This is a genomic window from Rhodococcus sp. SMB37, from assembly GCF_004345605.1.
Classification (GTDB): domain Bacteria; phylum Actinomycetota; class Actinomycetes; order Mycobacteriales; family Mycobacteriaceae; genus Rhodococcus.
On the sequence record NZ_SLVY01000029.1, the window covers coordinates 1 to 19,074 of the forward strand.

The 19,074-nt window shown below is 65.1% G+C and carries 16 protein-coding genes and 1 pseudogene; 14 read left to right on the plus strand and 3 right to left on the minus strand.

Going from position 1 to position 19,074, the window contains the following annotated elements:
- The coding region (locus EV641_RS28125) for an IS630 family transposase (protein ID WP_199233413.1) at positions 1–582 on the plus strand (582 nt) is incomplete at its 5' end.
- Positions 583–612: 30 nt separating this feature from the next.
- Here the strand turns inward: EV641_RS28125 and EV641_RS28130 are convergent.
- Positions 613–948, minus strand: a pseudogene (locus EV641_RS28130) (AraC family transcriptional regulator); the annotation flags it as partial.
- A 161-nt stretch (positions 949–1,109) separates the two neighbouring features.
- Here EV641_RS28130 and EV641_RS28135 point away from each other — a divergent pair.
- From EV641_RS28135 to EV641_RS28185, 11 genes are all read left to right on the plus strand, one after another.
- Complete coding sequence (locus tag EV641_RS28135) at positions 1,110–2,321, plus strand: cytochrome P450 (protein WP_132476732.1); 1,212 nt, start codon at positions 1,110–1,112, stop codon at positions 2,319–2,321.
- A gap of 1 nt (position 2,322) precedes the next feature.
- Complete coding sequence (locus EV641_RS28140; protein WP_132476735.1) at positions 2,323–3,315, plus strand: FAD-binding oxidoreductase; 993 nt, start codon at positions 2,323–2,325, stop codon at positions 3,313–3,315.
- A gap of 304 nt (positions 3,316–3,619) precedes the next feature.
- A complete protein-coding gene (gene benA, locus EV641_RS28145) occupies positions 3,620–5,002 on the plus strand; it encodes a benzoate 1,2-dioxygenase large subunit (RefSeq protein WP_132476738.1) in 1,383 nt (460 codons plus the stop codon).
- 14 nt (positions 5,003–5,016) lie between these two features.
- Positions 5,017–5,520 carry a benzoate 1,2-dioxygenase small subunit gene (gene benB, locus EV641_RS28150; protein WP_132476741.1) on the plus strand — a complete coding sequence of 168 codons (504 nt, stop codon included), beginning with the start codon at positions 5,017–5,019 and terminating at the stop codon, positions 5,518–5,520.
- A gap of 31 nt (positions 5,521–5,551) precedes the next feature.
- Positions 5,552–7,171 carry a benzoate 1,2-dioxygenase electron transfer component BenC gene (gene benC / locus EV641_RS28155; RefSeq protein ID WP_132476744.1) on the plus strand — a complete coding sequence of 540 codons (1,620 nt, stop codon included), beginning with the start codon at positions 5,552–5,554 and terminating at the stop codon, positions 7,169–7,171.
- Positions 7,168–7,965, plus strand: a complete 798-nt coding sequence (locus tag EV641_RS28160) for a 1,6-dihydroxycyclohexa-2,4-diene-1-carboxylate dehydrogenase (RefSeq protein WP_132476747.1) — start codon at positions 7,168–7,170, stop codon at positions 7,963–7,965. The genes benC and EV641_RS28160 overlap by 4 nt, the downstream gene beginning before the upstream one ends.
- A gap of 101 nt (positions 7,966–8,066) precedes the next feature.
- Positions 8,067–9,410 (plus strand): aromatic acid/H+ symport family MFS transporter, encoded by a 1,344-nt coding sequence (locus EV641_RS28165; RefSeq protein WP_054715625.1) that lies wholly within the window; start codon positions 8,067–8,069, stop codon positions 9,408–9,410.
- Between the two features lie 11 nt (positions 9,411–9,421).
- Positions 9,422–12,109: a LuxR family transcriptional regulator gene (locus EV641_RS28170; protein WP_199233415.1), complete on the plus strand. Its 2,688-nt coding sequence runs from the start codon at positions 9,422–9,424 to the stop codon at positions 12,107–12,109.
- 15 nt (positions 12,110–12,124) lie between these two features.
- A complete protein-coding gene (locus tag EV641_RS28175; RefSeq protein ID WP_132476753.1) occupies positions 12,125–13,387 on the plus strand; it encodes a benzoate/H(+) symporter BenE family transporter in 1,263 nt (420 codons plus the stop codon).
- 28 nt (positions 13,388–13,415) lie between these two features.
- Positions 13,416–14,126: a polysaccharide deacetylase family protein gene (locus tag EV641_RS28180; RefSeq protein WP_054715619.1), complete on the plus strand. Its 711-nt coding sequence runs from the start codon at positions 13,416–13,418 to the stop codon at positions 14,124–14,126.
- 125 nt (positions 14,127–14,251) lie between these two features.
- A complete protein-coding gene (locus EV641_RS28185; protein ID WP_132476756.1) occupies positions 14,252–15,259 on the plus strand; it encodes an NAD(P)H-dependent glycerol-3-phosphate dehydrogenase in 1,008 nt (335 codons plus the stop codon).
- Between the two features lie 24 nt (positions 15,260–15,283).
- On the opposite strand, the gene EV641_RS28190 is transcribed toward EV641_RS28185, so the two are convergent.
- Entirely contained in the window at positions 15,284–16,117 is an 834-nt protein-coding gene (locus EV641_RS28190; RefSeq protein WP_199233414.1) for an arylamine N-acetyltransferase, read from the minus strand.
- A gap of 265 nt (positions 16,118–16,382) precedes the next feature.
- On the opposite strand from EV641_RS28190, the gene EV641_RS28195 reads away from it, so the two are divergent.
- Positions 16,383–17,060 carry a nitroreductase gene (locus tag EV641_RS28195; RefSeq protein ID WP_054715627.1) on the plus strand — a complete coding sequence of 226 codons (678 nt, stop codon included), beginning with the start codon at positions 16,383–16,385 and terminating at the stop codon, positions 17,058–17,060.
- Positions 17,061–17,141: 81 nt separating this feature from the next.
- Positions 17,142–17,726 carry a sigma-70 family RNA polymerase sigma factor gene (locus EV641_RS28200; RefSeq protein ID WP_132476759.1) on the plus strand — a complete coding sequence of 195 codons (585 nt, stop codon included), beginning with the start codon at positions 17,142–17,144 and terminating at the stop codon, positions 17,724–17,726.
- On the opposite strand, the gene EV641_RS28205 is transcribed toward EV641_RS28200, so the two are convergent.
- Positions 17,680–18,867: an ATP-binding protein gene (locus EV641_RS28205; RefSeq protein WP_132476762.1), complete on the minus strand. Its 1,188-nt coding sequence runs from the start codon at positions 18,865–18,867 to the stop codon at positions 17,680–17,682. The genes EV641_RS28200 and EV641_RS28205 overlap by 47 nt on opposite strands.
- Positions 18,868–19,074: the final 207 nt, after the last annotated feature.

The window sequence follows — 19,074 nt, forward strand, 5'->3', positions numbered from 1 at the left end:
GAACGAGTGGCCGCGGATAAAAAAATAGCGCGGCGCCGAGGTGCATGGATCTGCTTCCAGGACGAAAGCGGCGTGTCGCTGCTGCCTGTGGTCCGTGCAACCTGGGCGCCGAAAGGCGTGACACCTGTTCTACGTCACCGATTTTCCTGGAAACGCATGTCGATGGCCGGAGTCCTCGCGTATCGACCCGACCGCAGCGAGAGTGCGTTCGTGTTCTCCATGACCGACGGCTCGTACAACACCGACAAGCTCATCGAGTTCCTCACCGAACTGCGCGCCCACTTCGCCGGGGAGCAGGTCATCGTGATCTGGGACGGCCTGATGGCCCACCGGTCTGCCGCCATGAAGGCATGGCTGGCGACCCAACGCGACTGGCTCCACGTCGAACGGCTTCCTGCCTACGCACCCGAGCTCAACCCGATCGAACAAGTGTGGGGCAACATGAAATCCACCGAGCTGGCCAATTTGTGCCCCGATATTCTCGACGAGGTCCGTATCGCGACCGAGGCAGGGCTGACCCGGATCGGGTCGAACTACGATCTGTGTCACGGCTTCCTCGATCACACCGGGCTTTCCTTATGACCAGTTCTCACTCAATTACCGAAACATCTTTAATACGGAACACGTTGCATCCCAACGTGTGATCCGATTCGGCGTGTCCGCGCTGAACACCGAGGCCTGACCCGGACCGGAGCTGACCGCACCGCCGTCGCCCCTGGATTCGAGAGTGCCCGTGAGCGGGATGTTGATCTCGTACGCTCCGGGATACTCGCAATCGATGGCCACATCGACACCCCAGGTGAGCCTGCCGATCATCACAGGACCGAGATCCACCGAAGAAAGCTGCAATTCAGGCCGATCGACACCGGCGAGCACGGTCAATTCGTGCGGGAAATACACGTCGGCGACCACTCGGGAGGCGTCCTCCCAGTCCTCGAACTCTGCCACCTTCTCACCTCCCGGCTCCTGCTCGGCAACATTTCCGCGCGATGCGTATCGACTCCGCGCAATCGGCATAGAACTCTGAGTGACCTGGATCATATTGTCCTCATCACAGCGTACGGAAGGCCCCGGAGACAGGGCCCACGACCCACACCGAGGAGCATCCAATGACGAGTACTCTCTCCTGGATCGATGAAGTCACCATGGCCGAACTCGAGCGCGACCCGTACCCGGTCTACGAGCGGCTGCGGGCCGAAGCACCCATCGCATTCCTGCCTGTGCTGGGGGCATTCGTCGCGTCGACAACGGAAGCGTGCCGCACGATCGCGAACAGTGACGACTTCGAAGGGATCATCACCCCGGCCGGTGGCCGCACATTCGGGTATCCAGCGATCATCGGTGTCAACGGCGATATCCACGAGGATCTGCGATCGATGGTCGAGCCGGCGCTGCAGCCGAGCGAAGTGGACCGGTGGGTCGAGAGTCTCGTCCGACCGATCGCCCGCCGCTACCTCGAAGCATTCGAAGCCGAGGGTAGGGCCGACCTCGTCACCCAGTACTGCGAGCCACTGAGCGTCCGGGCCCTCGGAGACCTTCTCGGCCTGAAGGACGTCAGCTCGGACACGCTTCGCGAATGGTTCCACAAGCTGTCCGACTCGTTCACGAATGCCGCAGTCGATGCCGATGGCAACTTCACCGACCAGAAACGATTCGATGAGGGTGACGCCGCCAAGGCCGAGATCCAGTCGATCGTCGATCCGCTGATCGACCATTGGATCGAGCATCCGGACGACAGCGCCATCTCACATTGGCTGCACGACGGCATGCCCGAGGGGAAGACTCGCGACCGCGACTACATCTACCCGACGCTCTACGTGTTCCTCCTCGGCGCCATGCAGGAACCGGGACACGCCATGTCGTCGACCCTGGCCGGCCTGTTCACCCGCCCCGAGCAGTTCGAGGCCATCGTCGACGCACCCGATCTGATCCCCCGTGCCATCGCCGAGGGAATGCGCTGGACCTCGCCGATCTGGTCGGGAACCGCCCGAATCGCCAAGCGCGACACCACAGTCTCCGACATCGAGGTCGCCGAAGGGTCGGTTGTCATCCTGTCCTACGGTTCGGCCAACCACGACACCGACACGTTCGAAGCCCCCACTGAGTACGACATGACGCGACCGCCGCTACCGCACCTCGCGTTCGGCACCGGCAACCACGCCTGCGCGGGCATCTACTTCGCGAACCACGTCTGCCGTATCGGGCTCGAGGAACTGCTCGAAACCATCCCCAATCTCGAACGTGACACGAGCGAGGACGTCGAGTTCTGGGGCTGGGGCTTCCGCGGCCCCATCTCACTGCACGCAACCTGGGAGGTCTGACGTGTCGTACACCGTCACCACTGGCGCCACGTCAGTCGACTGTGGCCCCGACCAGCCGGTTCTCGACGCATTCCTGCGCAGCGGTGTGTGGATGCCCAACTCGTGCAACCAGGGAACCTGCGGCACATGCAAGATCAAGGTCTGCTCGGGTTCGGTCGACCACCGAAACTCCCCCGAGAACACACTCCCGCAGCACGAACGCGTCGAAGGATTCGCGCTGGCCTGCCAGGCCACGCCCCGCAGCGATACGACGATCGACCCACCGATCGCAGAGGAGCTCACGTCCACGCATGTGTTGCACGACTTCGTCGCCACGGTCTCCGAGGTGCGTGATATCGCCGCCGATACACGCCGCGTGCTGTTGACCCTCGACGAACCCCTCACATTCTCCGCGGGGCAGTACGTCGATGTCACCGTGCCGGGAACCTCGACGAAGCGTCAGTACTCCCTCGCGAACCCTCCGGCAGAACCGAAGCTGCTCGAACTGCATGTGCGTCGGCAGCCGGGTGGCGTGGCCTCCGAGTGGCTGTTCGGCACCATCGAGGTAGGCGATCGGATCGACATCACCGGCCCGTACGGCGACTTCACGTTCGATGAGGACGCTACCGGCCCGATGGCGCTGCTCGGCGGCGGCACAGGCCTAGCACCGCTCAAGGGCATCATCCGTCATGCGCTCGCGCTCGCCCCTGAACGGGAGATCCTGCTTTACCACGGGGTACGGACCTGCGCCGACGTGTACGACGCCGACTTCTTCCGTGAACTCGAGGACAAGCACCCCGGCCTGCGATACGTCACCTGCGTAAGCCGTGAGAACGGAGGCGATCGGGAGGGCTACGTCACCGATGCCTTTGTGGAGGATGTCGGCTCTGCGAAGGAGTTCACCGGCTACATCTGTGGGTCGGAGAAGTTCGTCGAAGCCGCGGTGAAGTCGTTCAAACGACGCAGGATGTCCCCGCGTCGGATCCGGCGCGAAAAGTTCACCGCAGCCGGGTAGGGTCCCGCTCGCCGGATGGCCGAATGTCACCTTCATGCAGCTCGAGCTCATGAAGGTGACATTCGGCCATTCCGCTCGTCCAGAGCACTTCGTCCCTCGAGCCTGGGGTCCTAGGTATCACTAGGCATTTACCCGGTGTGACTGCAAACACAGGCTGTCAGGGTAGTAGTAATGCCGGACACAGCCCGTCCGAGCCCCACCCCGACACAGCCTGTCCGACCGCCGCCACGGCAACTGTGTCCGGACCGGAATCGGACACCAACGCTGTTCGTCCCGGGAACTACGCCGACACTGGAGGATCCCTATGACCGACATCGTGGAGCACGTGCGCACTCATCTCGACGGAGCTCTCGTCGAAGACCCCGCGACCGGACGACACCAGGTCCGTCGCGACGTCTTCACCGACGAAGAGATCTTCGAACTGGAGATGAAGTACATCTTCGAGGGCAACTGGGTGTACCTCGCTCACGAGAGCCAGATCCCGAATGTCGGCGACTACTTCACCACCAACATCGGCCGTTCCCCCGTCGTGATCAGCCGCGACAAAGAGGGTGAACTTCACGCCCTGATCAACGCGTGCAGCCACCGCGGCGCGATGCTGTGCCGCCGCAAGACCGATAACCGCACGACCTTCACGTGCCCCTTCCACGGCTGGACCTTCCGGAACAACGGCAAGCTGCTCAAGGTCAAGGACCCCCGCGACGCCGGTTACCCGGAACAGTTCAACACCGACGGCAGCCACGATCTGACGAAGGTCGCCCGGTTCGAGAGCTACCGCGGGTTCCTGTTCGGCTCGCTCAACCCCGACGTCAAGTCGCTGGACGAACACCTCGGCGACACCACGAAGATGATCGACATGCTCGTCGACCAGTCCCCCGAAGGACTCGAGGTGCTGCGCGGCTCGTCCACCTACACCTATGACGGAAACTGGAAGCTCCAGGCGGAGAACGGAGCTGACGGATACCACGTGTCGGCGACCCACTGGAACTACGCCGCGACCACGGCACGCCGCGGCGCCGGTGAGTCCGCAAACGAGACCAAGGCGATGGACGCCGGCACGTGGGGCAAGCAGGGCGGCGGATACTACTCGTTCGACCACGGGCACCTGTTGCTGTGGATGTGGTGGGGCAACCCCGAAGACCGCCCGCTCTACCCGCGCAAAGAAGAGCTCATGAAGGAGCACGGCGAGAAGAAGGCCGAGTTCATGGTCGGTGCGTCGCGCAACCTGTGCCTGTACCCGAACGTGTACATCATGGATCAGTTCTCGTCGCAAATTCGGCACCTGCGCCCGATCTCGGTCGACAAGACCGAGGTGACGATCTACTGCATCGCCCCGAAGGGTGAGAGCGCCGAGGCCCGCGCCAACCGAATCCGCCAGTACGAGGATTTCTTCAATGCCACCGGCATGGCAACCCCCGACGACCTCGAAGAGTTCCGCTCCTGCCAGAAGACGTACATGGCGTCGTCTGCACCGTGGAACGACATGAGCCGCGGCGCCACCCACATCCTCAACGGGCCGGATCAGGTCGCGAAAGATCTGGGCATGGATGGTGTCCTGTCCAGCGGTGTGAAGACCGAGGACGAGGGCCTGTACCCGATCCAGCACGGCTACTGGCTCGACACGATGCGCAAGGCCGTCGACGCCGAAGCCGCAGCTGCCGCCGCCGGCGAGCCCACCGCGCTCTGAGAGGAACCGAAACCATGACTACTGCAACAGAGTTGACGCAGACCGACATCGAACAGTTCCTCTACAGGGAAGCACGCCTGCTCGACGATCGGGAATTCGAGAAGTGGATCGAGTGCTACCACCCCGACGCCGAGTACTGGATGCCGGCATGGGACGACGACGGAAAGCTCACCGAAGATCCGCAGTCCGAGATCTCGCTGATCTACTACCCGAATCGCGGCGGACTCGAGGACCGCGTGTTCCGCATCCGCACCGATCGCTCCTCCGCGACGTCGTTGCCCGAACCCCGTACCGGACACAACATCACCAACGTCGAAATCCTCGAGCGCCGCGGCACCGAGATCGACCTGCGCCACAACTGGTTCTCGCTGTACTTCCGCTACAACACGACGGACACGTACTTCGGCACGACGTTCATCACGCTCGATGTCTCAGGTGATCAGCCGGTGATCAAGAAGAAGAAGATCGTCCTGAAGAACGACTACATCCACCACATCGTCGACGTCTACGTCGTCTAGTACCCCCGATCGCGAAAGGAGGCTCGAGCACATGACATACCAGGTGGCATTGAGCTTCGAGGACGGGGTCACCCGCTTCATCAAGGTCAAGCCGAACGAGACCGTCGCAGATGCGTCGTACAAGGCGCGCATCAACATTCCGCTCGACTGCCGCGACGGCGCGTGCGGCACCTGCAAAGCATTCTGCGAGTCGGGCACCTACGACGGCGGCGACTACATCGAGGATGCACTGACCGACGAGGAAGCCGAAGAGGGCTACTGTCTTCCGTGCCAGATGATGCCGGAGTCCGATCTGGTGGTGCAGATCGCCAGCACATCGGATGTCGCGAAGACGGCCGCGGCCTCGTACACGGCGACGATCACCGAACTCAACCACTACTCCGAGAGCGTCGTCGGGTTCACCGTGGAGATCGACAACCGGGACGACCTGGTGTTCCTGCCCGGGCAGTACGTCAACATCGGGGTACCCGGGAGCGACGACGGCACCGGCAAGCAGGCAACGCGGTCGTACTCGTTCAGCACCGGCCCCCACGACAATTCGCTGGCATTCCTGGTGAAGATCACCGAGGGCGGCCTGATGTCGGAGTATCTGCGCGACCGCGCTCAGGTGGGCGACACTCTCGAATTCACCGGTCCCTTCGGTAGCTTCTTCCTCCGCGAGCGCAAGCGCCCGTCGCTGCTGCTGGCAGGCGGGACCGGACTCGCCCCGCTGTTGTCGATCCTGTCGAAGATTCAGAGCGAGGGCACCGATCATCCGGTACACCTCATCTACGGTGTCACGTTCGACCACGACCTCGTCGAACTCGAGAAGCTCCGGGCCTATGCGGAGTCTCTGCCGAACTTCACGTTCGACTACTGTGTCGCCGACAAGGATTCGTCGGCCCCGAACAAGGGCTATGTAACCGGACTGTTCGAGCCGCAGCACCTCAACGACGGCGACGTCGACATCTACCTGTGCGGCCCACCGCCGATGGTGGAAGCGGTGCGTAATCACCTGTCGGAGAACAGCATCACACCCGTGAACTTCTACTTCGAGAAGTTCAACACCTCCGCCACTCCGGGCGGGGCGACCACCCCGGCCCCCACCGACGCGGAGAAGGCTGCTGCCGAGAAGGCCGCCGCCGAGACCGGCCGTCCCGTTGCGCTCGAGACACCCGCCGACCCCGGAAACTACGAGATCGGTGAGGAGCACCCGCCCGTCGCCGAGTCCGACGAGCAGTTCGACGCCCGCATGGCGCTCGAACTCGGTGTCCTCGAGCTCACCATCGGCCGGCTCACCCCCGAGCAGCTCGTGGAGTTCAGGATTCTCGCCGAGGCATCCGGCGCGTCCGTCGAAGGTGATCACTTCACCGACGCCGCCGCGTTCACAGACACCACCGCGGCGTTCCACGAGTACCTGTTCCGCTGCTGCACCAATCCGGTGCTGCTCGAAGCCTACAACCGCCTCGAGGTGACACAGTTGATGTACCAGGTGCTCCGCGATGCGCACTGGATCGAGGGGCACATCATCGACGAGCACCTGCAGCTCGTCGAGGCATTCGAGAAGGGCGACAAGGCCGCAGCCCGCGAACTGATGGTCGCGCATTCCGGCCACGCCAAGGAGACGATGCGGCGAGCGATCGCCGAGGGCGCGGCAGCGGGTGCACGATGAGCGAAGCGAAGTTCTTCCCCGGGCGGTTCGACGGCAAGTGCCTGACGATCACCGGCGCCGCACAGGGCATCGGTCTCGCGGTTGCGTCCCGTGTCGCGGCGGAAGGCGGCGAGGTCGTCCTCGTCGACCGTGCCGAGATCGTCCACGAAGTCGCCGAGACGCTGCGCGCCGAGGGCGGTAAGGCCCACTCGGTGACTGCGGATCTGGAGACCTTCGAGGGGGCGGAGGAGGCGCTCGCGTTCGCGACGCGGTCCGCTGGACGACTCGACGTGCTCATCAATGTGGTCGGCGGAACGATCTGGGCCAAGCCGTACGAGCACTACGCGCCCGATGAGGTCGAGAAGGAGATCCGCCGGTCGCTGTTCCCCACGTTGTGGTCGTGCCGCGCGGCTGCGCCGTACCTGATCGACCAGCGTTCCGGCACGATCGTGAACGTGTCGTCCGTGGCGACGAGCGGGGTGAATCGTGTTCCGTATGCCGCGGCGAAGGGTGGCGTCAACGCCATCACCTCCGCGCTTGCGCTCGAGCTGTCGCAGTACGGCGTTCGCGTCGTCGCCACCGCCCCGGGCGGGACCGTCGCGCCGGAACGGCGGGTCGCGCGGGGGCCTGCCCCGCAGTCCGAGCAGGAGAAGGCCTGGTACCAGCAGATCGTGGACCAGACCGTCGATTCTTCGCTGCTCAAGCGGTACGGCACGCTCGAGGAGCAAGCCGCGGCGATTACTTTCCTGGCCTCCGATGAGGCCTCGTACATCACCGGTTCGGTCCTTCCCGTAGCCGGAGGCGATCAAGGCTGACAGCCGTTCGACCGGGCCTCACCAGTGGGCCTTCCCCTGCTGGTGAGGCCACTTTTCTGCCCGAATTCATTTGTGACCCCTCACACAAACCGGAGCATGTAATGACCCGAACCACACAGACCTGGGCCAGTCCACAGCACAAACGAAGCGTCATCTGGATCGTCGCTCTCGCCACCGTCGCGATCATCTTCGACGGATACGACCTCGTCGTGTACGGAACTGTTCTTCCGACACTCATGGGCGACCCCACCCAGCTCGGCGAAATCTCCGCGCAGCAGGCCGGGGCACTCGGCTCCTACGCCCTGATCGGTGTCATGGTCGGTGCTCTCGTCACCGGCGCGTTCGGCGACCGCGTGGGCCGCCGCAAGATGATGCTGATCAACATCGTGTGGTTCTCGGTCGGTATGGGTGCAGCAGCGTTCTCGACCAGCATCGCGATGTTCGGTGGCCTCCGGTTCTTCACCGGTATCGGTGTCGGCGGCCTGGTCGCCACCGCCGGTGCCGTCGTCGCGGAGTTCGCCCCACCCGGCAAGCGCAACCTGTTCAACGCCATCGTCTACAGCGGCGTCCCCGCCGGCGGTGTCCTCGCATCGCTGCTCGCGATCCTGCTGCGTGACGTCATCGGATGGCGTGGACTGTTCCTGATCGGCGCTCTACCGCTCGTCATCCTGTTCCCACTCGCGCTGGCCAAGCTCCCCGAATCGCCCGCGTGGCTGGCCTCCCGCGGCCGCCTCGACGAAGCGAAATCCACCTGCGACAAGTTCGGCTTCCCGATGCCCACGGCTGCGCCTGCCGCACCTACCGAGAAGGTCGGTTTCGCTGCGCTCGCCACCAGGAAGTACGCGCTCGGCACCGGTCTGCTCGGCCTGATGAGCTTCGCAGGCCTGCTCCTGACCTACGGCCTGAACACATGGTTGCCGAAAATCATGGCCGACGCCGGCTACAACGCCGACGGCTCGCTCGCATTCCTCCTCGTCCTCAACGGCGGTGCCATCATCGGCGGCCTCATCGCATCGAAGATCGCCGACGGTCGCGGTCCGCAATCCGTCATCGTGACCACCTTCTTCCTCGCTGCCGTTGCCCTGGTGACGCTCACGCTCGGGTTCCCTCTGTCCGTACTCCTCACCGCCGTCGCGATCGCCGGGGTCGGCACGATCGGCACCCAGGTGCTCGTCTACGGGTTCGTGTCCAACTACTACGACACCCCCGCTCGCGCAGCCGGTGTCGCATGGTGCGCCGGATTCGGCCGACTCGGCGGGATCTTCGGCCCGATCATCGGTGGCCTGTTGATCGGCGCCGGCTTCGCGAACAACGTGAACTTCTACATCTTCGCGGTGATCGCTCTCGCCGGTGGCCTCGTCACGTTCTTCGTTCCCCGACCGCTGCAGCACAACACGCGGATCGACGTTCCGGACGCCTCGACCGGGACTACCGTGGATGCGTGACGGACAATTCGATGCTGGTAGGACGTGAAACCGAGCTCTCGCAGCTCGACCGACTACTCGACGGGGCGCGCGCCGGGTCTCCCGTGCTCGCCCTCGTCGAGGGTCCACCCGGCATCGGAAAAAGCGCTCTCGTCCGGGCTTTCACGAGCAGGCACCGTGATATACACGCACAGTTCGCATCCGGGGCGCCGTGGGAGTCGGACCATCCGTGGGCGGTGCTCGAACAGTTGACGCACGCCCCGGAGCCGGGAGCAGACCCCATCGATGCTGCGCATGCGTACCTGGACGCGATCCACAGCACCACGATCATCGTCGTCGATGACGCCCACTGGTCGGATATCGAGTCGTTGCAGTCGCTTTCGTCGATGATCCGCCGCGCACACCAACGCCCGATCCTGATGTTGTGGGTGATCCCCGACGTCCTGCCCGACGGCATCGACGACGCCACCGCACGAATCCTGTCATCGCATCGGGCCGACACCATCCATGTCCGCGCCCTCACCTCCGGCGATGTCGCACAACTTGCGCTTCTCCGCGCGGGAGTGGACCTCTCGCCCTGGACGGCTCAACGCCTGCACGAGCACACACTCGGGAGTCCCCGGCCGGTGTTGCAGCTCCTCGACGAGATCCCGCGTGCCCAATGGCAGCGGTGGCAGGCACGATTCCCCGCACCTGCGCAACACGCCGCGGCGGTACGACGAGCCCTCACCGCCTGCTCATCCGACACACGCGCTCTCATCGAAGCAGCGGCGATCCTGGGCACCGGATCGCCGCTCGCTCCGGCTGCCGCACTTGCCGAAGTCGACGACCCCACACCGTTGCTCGACGAAGCACACACCGCCGGTCTGCTGACGATGCGGGAACGACAGGGCATCGTCACCCTGTTGTTCCCCGACCCGATGACCAGCGCCGCCGTCACCGACGAGATCGGGCCTGCGCGGTGGCGCGAACTGCATGCGCGAGCGGCCACACTTGTCGACGACGAGGGCGACGCCCTGTTCCATCTGGTGTCGGCCACACCCGCCGCCGACGGCACTCTCGCGGACAAACTCGATCGGTTCGCTCGGCAACGCGCTGCGGACGGCGCATGGGCGCAGGCCGCCGAGGCACTCATCACGGCAGGCCGCATCACGCCCGAACGCGACCTCCGCACACAGCGTTTGATCCGCGGGGTCGATGCACTCACCGGCGCCGCCGATCTCCCCCAGGCTCAGACCTTCGTTCCCGAAATCGAAAGCGCTCCCGGAGGCCCGATGCGCAACGCGGTCCTCGGCTACCTTGCCATCCAGCGAGGGCGCGCCGCCGAAGCGCATTACCTGCTGTCGGAGGCCTGGACCATGGTCGACGAATCGGAGACCGACCCCGAACTGGCAGCGATGATCTGCCAGCGGATGGTCCTGCACTCACTGGCCAGGATGCGCGGCGACGAACTCGTGGCCTGGGCCGATCGTGCCTCGTCGCTGGTCCGGGGCGATGCACCCGCCGTCGTGGAGTCCAACGCCATCCGGGGCCTCGGTCTGGGCATGACCGGACGCATCGACGAGGCCCGCGCTTCGTACGCCGGCCTTGCCGACCATGTCCGACTCGGGGCGCAGAGCCAGCGCATCCGCATGGCCGAAGGCTGGCTCGCGTTGGCGTTGGATGCGCCCGATCGTGCCCGTACCGAACTGGAAGCCTCCGAACCCACCACGTTCCGCGGCGGCTCTCTCCGGATCTCCCTGTGGGCGCAAGCATGGCTCGCCCGCACCCAGTTCACCCTGGGGGCGTGGAGCGACGCCCTGCGCACCGTGGATCGGGCCGCTGCACAACTCGATTCGACCGGTCTGGATCTGCTGCGGCCACTCGTCCATTGGACCGGCGCCCAGGTGCATGCACTGCGCGGTAATTGGGATGCCGCGCGCGAACACCTGCGGCACGGCCGCGCCGGCAGCAACGACTACACGCTCATGCTCGTCCCCTCCTGCATCTCTGCCGCCCAGTGCGCTGAAGTAGCAGCAGATTACGACGGGGTGCTCCGCCAACTCGACCCCCTCGTCACGCTGCGGCACAGAGAAGCCCTCGACGAACCCGGATTCTGGCCCTGGCCCGACCTCTACGGCAACGCGCTGGTGATGACCGGCCGCGTCGACGACGCCGACGCCTTCCTGCGCCCCCACGAAGAACGTGCTGCCGAGCGAGGTCACCGTTCCGCGAAGGCACGACTCGGGTACGTGCGCGGACGCATTCACGGCGCGCGCGGCGACATCGATGCGGCCCGCGACTCCTTCGAGAGTGCATTGTCCGAAATCGCTACTCTCCCATTGCCGTACGATCGAGCACGCATCAATCTCGCGTACGGGCAGACGTTACGCCGCGCCGGGCGACGACGCGACGCCGACAGCGTGATCCGCACCGCACGGGAGCTGTATGCCGTGCTCGGCGCAGGCTCGATCGTTGCGCGCTGCGACCGCGAGCTCAAAGCGGGCGGGTTGAAGTCCGGTGACGCCGTGACCACTCGGAATCACACCGACGTGTCGACGTTGACACCGCAGGAACGTGCGGTCGCCACACTCGTCGCGGCGGGCCACACCAACAAAGAGGTGGCGGGAGAACTGTTCCTCTCGGTCAAGACCGTCCAGTACCACCTGACCCGCGTCTACGCGAAGTTCGGCATCCGCTCGCGCAGCGAACTCGCAGCGCGTTTCCGTCAAGAAGAGTAAGGAAGAAGCAGCCCGATGACAGCCGTCGACGACGTCACACGCCCCGACACCGACTTGTTCGAGCGCCCGTCCCGGCCATGGATCCGGCCCGCGGAGGTGTTGCGCGACTTCGGGCCCAGGTACGTATCGAACGGGCTCATCGGACTGATCTTCTCGTGCACCGGGCCTGTCGCCGTGATTCTCGCGGCAGGCGCCACCGGCGGACTGTCACAGGCGGAGTTGGCGTCGTGGATCTTCGGGGTCTTCGCGCTCAACGGCATCCTCACGATCGCCATGAGCCTCGCCTACCGGCAGCCGCTCGGCTTCTTCTGGACCATCCCCGGCACGATCCTCGTCGGCGGTTCTCTCACCCACCTGAGCTGGGCCGAGGTGGTCGGGGCGTTCTTCGTCACGGCGGCACTGATCACCGTGCTGGGAGTGACAGGCCTCGTCCGCCGCGTGATGGAGGCACTACCCATGCCCATCGTCATGGCGATGGTCGCGGGTGTCTTCCTATCGTTCGGCACGAACCTGGTACAAGCACTCGGCTCCGACTTCGCGATCGCCGTACCCATGATCGCGGCGTTCCTGCTGCTCAGCGCTGTGGGAGCGCTCGGTCGGTGGATACCACCGATCCTGGGGGCCCTCTTCGCCGGCGCGATCGCGGTCGCGCTGTCCGGCCGGTTCGAACCCGAGCCCGGAAGCGGAAACGTCTTCGCAGCACCGGTGTTCACCGCGCCGGTCTTCAGCTGGTCGGCGATCGTCGAGCTGGTGCTTCCCCTCGCGATCACCGTCATCGTCGTACAGAACGGGCAGGGCGTCGCCGTGCTGCGCTCGGCCGGACACAACCCTCCGATCAACATCTCCACGATCATGTGTGGACTGTGGTCGTTCCCTGCCGCGTGCGTCGGCGCCGTGTCCACCTGTCTGACCGGACCGACGAACGCACTGCTGACCTCGTCCGGTGCGCGGTCCCGCCAGTACACGGCGGCGTTGACCTGCGGTGGCCTGGCAATCGTCTTCGGGCTGTTCGCACCGCTGTTCGTGCGGTGGATGGTCGCGGCGCCCGCATCGTTCGTCGCGGTCCTCGGTGGCCTCGCGATGCTCAAGGCCCTGCAGGGCGCGTTCGTCGCCGGGTTCAGTCGCCGCTACACAATGGGTGCGCTCGTCGCGTTCATCGTCACGGCGTCGGACGTGATGTTCTTCAACATCGGTGCAGCGTTCTGGGGGATCGTCGGTGGTGTCGCGGTGTCGTGGTTGCTCGAACGCAAGGATTGGACGGATCCCCACGGCGAGTAGGAAGTCCGGCTTCTGGCAGCATGCGTGAATGGCCTTCCGCTCCCGCGTCACAGCGCTGATCGTGTCGATCGTCGTGCTGGTACTGATCGTCGCCGCATTCGCGGCGTATCGCCTCATGGATTCGAGGAGCACGCAACTGTTCGGCACCCTCGTCGACCGCGTGGACACCGACGAGAAGGTCGTGGCGTTGACGCTCGATGACGGGCCGAGCCCGCTCACACCCGAGGTGTTGCAGACTCTCGCGGACGCCGATGTACCTGCCACCTTCTACGTCACGGGCACAGAGATGGCCGAGCGACCCGAACTCGGTCGAGCGATTGTCGAGGCCGGTCACGAACTCGGGAACCACACCGCAACACACCGCAGGATGGTTTTCGTCGGGCGCGACACCGTCGCGGAGGAAATCGAGAGCACCGACGCTGCAATCCGCGACGCCGGTTACGACGGAGAGATCACCTTCCGTCCGCCCTACGGAAAGAAACTGATCGCGCTCCCCCGCTATCTCGACGAACACGACCGGACCACCGTCATGTGGGACGTCGAACCGGACTCGGCCTCGTCCGACACCGGCGAGATCGTCCGGACAGCGCTCGAGGAGACACGCCCCGGTTCGATCATCCTGCTGCACGTGATGTACCCGTCCCGGACGTCGTCGCTCGAGGCGATTCCCGACATCGTCAACGGTCTGCGCGCCGAGGGGTACCGGTTCGTGACGGTGTCGGATCTGCTCGGCCGGTGAGCTCGACGCAGCGCGAACTGGACGAACAACGAAGGGGATACCGGCACGATGTCGGGTAAAGAGCACTCACGACAGCGCAGTGCCTGACAATCTGTTCTTCGAAGACCACCGACGGAAGGATTCCGATGGCACGTCCGGTTCGCGTCGTCGTTCTCGGTTCCGGATCGTGGGGCACCACGGTCGCGGGGCTCGCGGCTCGCAACACCCCGACTCTGCTGTGGGCGCGCAACCCCGACACTGCAGCCGAGATCAACGACACCCATCGCAACAGCCGGTACCTCGGCGACCGGGAACTGCCGAAGGATCTGCGTGCGACATCGGATCTCGTCGAGGCGGCCCACGAGGCCGACGTGATGGTGGTGGGTGTGCCGTCGCACGCGGTGCGCGCGACCCTCGAACCGATCGCCGACGAAGTGCGGGCCTGGGTGCCGTTGCTGTCCCTGGCGAAAGGACTCGAGCCTGGCACCCGGCTGCGGCCGACCCAGGTGGTCTCGGAATGCCTGCCCGGGCACCCGGTCGGCCTGCTGTCGGGGCCTAACATCGCCAGCGAGATCGCCGACGGCATGGCTGCGGCATCGGTCGTGGCGATGCAGGCCGAGTCGGTGGCGACGGCGCTACAGCCTCTGTTCGCGTCGAAAGTGTTTCGCGTGTACCGCAACACCGATGTACTCGGGTGTGAACTCGGCGGCGTGTTGAAGAACATCATCGCGATCGCCGCAGGAATGGCCGAGGGGCTGGGGGTGGGCGACAACACCCGGGCGATGGTGCTGGCGCGTGGCCTCGCCGAAATGACCCGGCTCGGGGAAGCAATGGGTGCCGATCCGCGCACGTTCGCGGGCCTGACCGGGATCGGTGATCTGATCGCCACCTGCATGAGCCCGGCATCGCGGAACCGGCGTGTGGGCGAGTCGCTCGCACGCGGCCTGACATTGGACGAAACCCTCGCCGAGCTCGGTCAGGTTGCAGAGGGCGTCAAGACCGCACCGACGGTGATGGAACTCGCGCGCGAATACGACGTCGTGATGCCGATCGCGGCGGAGGTGGAGGCGGTGGTCGCGGAGAGGCGCTCGCCTGCCGAGGCGTACCGAGGGCTACGGAGGGTTGCGGCCGGACACGAGCAGGACATCGTGTGATTTCCGCTGTCCGGCCGCTGCACGTCAACTGCGGGACCGTAGCCGCTCCACGACGGACGATAATGCTCTGATCTCGCTCCGATCCAACGCAATTCCGAGTTCCAGTACCGTGTCGACGACTTCGGCGACCGATAACTTCGTGTGTTCGGTGGCCCTTCCTGGGGCTCGGGTCGTGCGCGCAGCTTCGGTGAGTGTGACGTGAGCGTGCGGCATGTGGCGCATGACCATGAGGTGATTCACGAACGGCGAATTCTCCTCGCGCGAGGTGATGAAATGCCCGGTCCTGACGTCGGCTGGATGGACCGGGCTCTCGTCGACGTAGTGTTCGGCGTCGCCCTCCCGTGTGAGCGCCCAGACGGTGGTGCCCTGATCGGTGAGCTCTCGCACGCCGAACTGCCGGTCTCCCTCCGCGCGTGTAGCACCGTCCTTCAATGCGATCGGACCGGTAATACTGAATCCGAAACCCGGGTCGCACAACCATCTCTCACCATCGAGCTCGACGTGGATCGTCATGTGGGTCCGGGTATTGGTCGGCTCGTGCACTCGCCCCAATGCCCGGCGCACAGAGAATCCGAGGTGCTCGAGCGCCGCTGCGAAGATCTGCGAATGCTCGAAGCAGTAACCACCTCGGCTTCGTCGCACCAATTGCTCCTGGATCGCGTCGGGCGCGACGCCGGGATGGGTGCCGAGCAGCACGTCCACGTTCCCGAAGGGAAAGGTACGCACGTGTGCGCCGTGCAATTCCTCGAGCAGGTCGAAGGTCGGCGCGGTGGGCCGAACTCCGACGGCAGCGAGATACTCCGGGACATCGAAGAGGTCGGTGCGCCACGACCGTCCCATGAGCGGCTGTTCGTCCATTACCCACGGCCCTTCTGCGAGACATGCGGTCGGCGGATATTCCTGCAGTCTCACACAGCGTGGCTCTCGGCGACAGAACGCACGTCCCCATGGGAATATTCCAATATCTCGGCTGTGCGCTAGATATGCGTATATTCCTCGATTCTTCGCATGCAACCGGTGGTGGATCGAGGCGCAAGCCGAGGACGTCGACCATCCTGGTCCGCACGCCGGATCACCGACCCTGAACGAGCGCTAACTCCTCGCTTGTGCCATCGTGGTCGACATGACCAGCAACGCAGAGATGTTGTCGACCCTCCTCGACTCCCGCTACAGCTGCCGCGGCTTCCTCGACAAACAGGTACCGCGCGAGGACATCGAACGCATGCTGCAGATGGGACAGCGCACCGCGTCGTGGTGCAACTCCCAGCCGTGGCGCGTGCATCTCGTCAACGGAGACGCCATCGAACGTCTTCGTGAGGCGCTCTACGCGCAAGCCTCGTCCGGCGAACTCGACCCCGATATCCCTGGGCCGGTCGAGTACCGGGGCGAGTACGCCGAACGCCGCCGCGGGGCCGGATACGCGCTGTACAACGCGCTCGGCATCGCCCGCGACGACTACACGCGCCGCACCGAGCAGATGCTCGAGAACTACCGGTTCTTCGGCGCACCGCACGTCGCGATCATCACCACCGACAAGGCGCTCGGTGTGTACGGTGCGGTCGACTGCGGTGGATACGTCTCGACCCTGCTGCTCGCCGCCGAATCCCTCGGCATCGCTGCCGTTCCGCAGGCCGCCGTGCCCATGGCCGGTTCCGCGTTGCGTCGCGAACTGAGCATCGGCGACGACCGCGACGTCGTCTGCGCGATCGCCTTCGGGTACGCCGACGACGCTCATCCGGCCAACACGTGCCGCACCGATCGGGCATCGCTCGACGACACCGTGGAGTGGGTGGACGAATAACCCACCCGAGGGTCGGTATTGCGCGGCCACGCCGCGGCGGAAGGTGGTGTGACATCCACACCACCCGAGAGGACCACCGCCGTGGCCGACAAGAACACCGAACTCCTGCTCCGCCACTGGGTGCCGCGCGCCGTCGCCGGCGAGCCGCACGCCGTCGGCGCCGTGGTGAGCTGTGTACGCCCGCACGTCCTGCAGTTCTGCACCGCCCGCATGGATGAGCAGACCCGGGCACACACACCCGCCGAAGACGTCGCGCAGGAGACCTGCCTGGCCCTGGTCCGTGCACTCCCCCGATACGACGATCGGGGCGGGTCGGTGTTGCGGTTCGCCTTCGCCATCGCAGCAAACAAGGTCGTCGACGCCCGGCGCAAAGCACCGCGCCCGGTTGCGCCGGTCCACGAGGTACACGAACCCTCACCCGACGAGGATGTACTCGACAGCGAACTCGCCGCCGCTGCACGCCGTTTCGTCGACATGCTTCCGGAGCAACAGCGCCAGATCGTGATTCTGCGAATCTTCCGCGGCTACAGCACCGAACGCTCCGCACTCATGCTCGGCACCACACCCGGTGCCGTGCGAGTGGCCCAGCACCGTGCGTTGACGCGACTACGCGCACAGCTCAGTCTGTTTGAGCACGAAGATACTTCCCGAAATGCGGCACGGTGAAGCCGATGAATCCTCGTTCGGCGGAATAGATCAGGCCCTTCTTGATGAGTCCGTCGCGGGCCGGCGACAGCGACGCCGGTTTACGTCCGAGTTCCACCGCGATCTTCGATGTGGGCACGGGACCGTCGTCGCCGGAGAGTTCGGCCATTGCGCGCATGTATTCGCGTTCGGCGGGTGTTGCCCGCTCGTAGCGGGAGCCGAAGAAGCCGACGGCAAGTTCCTCCTCCGCGTCGGGGGACCCGACTCGCACATCGTCGGGGGTGATCGGGCTGGCTGCGGCGACGTCCCACGTGGCTTTCCCGTAGGCCTGCACGAAATACGGATAACCGTCGGCCATTTCGTACAGTACGTCGAGCGCTTCGTGCGTGAATTCGACGTCTTCGCGTTCCGCGGGGGCGATCAGTGCGTGGTCTGCCGCTTCGCGGTCGAGGCGGTCGATGCGGTGATAGGTGAACAACCGCTCGGAGTACGACTTGGACGCCGACAGTACGGCGGGCAGGTGCGGCAGTCCCGCGCCGACGACGATGAGCGGCGCAGCATCCTGACTCAATTCGTGGCACGCACCGCAGATTGCAGAGACGTCGTCGGGGTCGAGATCCTGCATTTCGTCGATGAACAGGGCGATGCCGACACCCACGTCGCGGGCGAGGCCGGCAGCGTCGACGAGCAATTCGACGAGGTCGATCTCGATGTCGCCGGAGTCGGCACGGCCCTTGACCGCGGGGGCATCGATGCCGGGTTGCCAACGTTCGCGCATGCCCTTGTCGGCGGTGGCGCGCAGCGCGAACGACTTGAGGACGCCGAGGAAGTAGTCGACCGATTCAGGATCCGGATGGCCCGCAGCTATCTCGCGGACAGCCATGTGGAGCGCGGACGACAGGGGGCGACGCAGACCTTGATCGGGGCGGGCTTCGATCTTGCCTGTTCCCCAGCTCTTGGCGATCGCGAGCGAACGCAGGTGGTTGAGCAGGACGGTCTTGCCGACCCCGCGGAGACCGGTGAGCACGACGCTGCGCTCGGGTCTTCCCCGCGCGATTCGTTCGAGCACCACGTCGAAGGCCGTGAGCTGTTTCTCGCGGCCGGCGAGTTCGGGCGGGCGCTGCCCTGCGCCGGGGGCGTACGGGTTGCGGACCGGGTCCATCGGTCGATGGTAACGACGACGTCAGCGGTTTCTGGGTTCCTCTAGCGCGTGTCGTAGATATACGAATGCACAAGTACCCTGATCGCGCGTTCAGCAGACAGACACACCGCGTCGACCCACTGTTCGTGCCTTTTTCGTGCGCGGATGCAAGTTGTCCACAGGCACACACTTCATCCACAGAAGTGTCGCCCGGGTACGGAAACCACC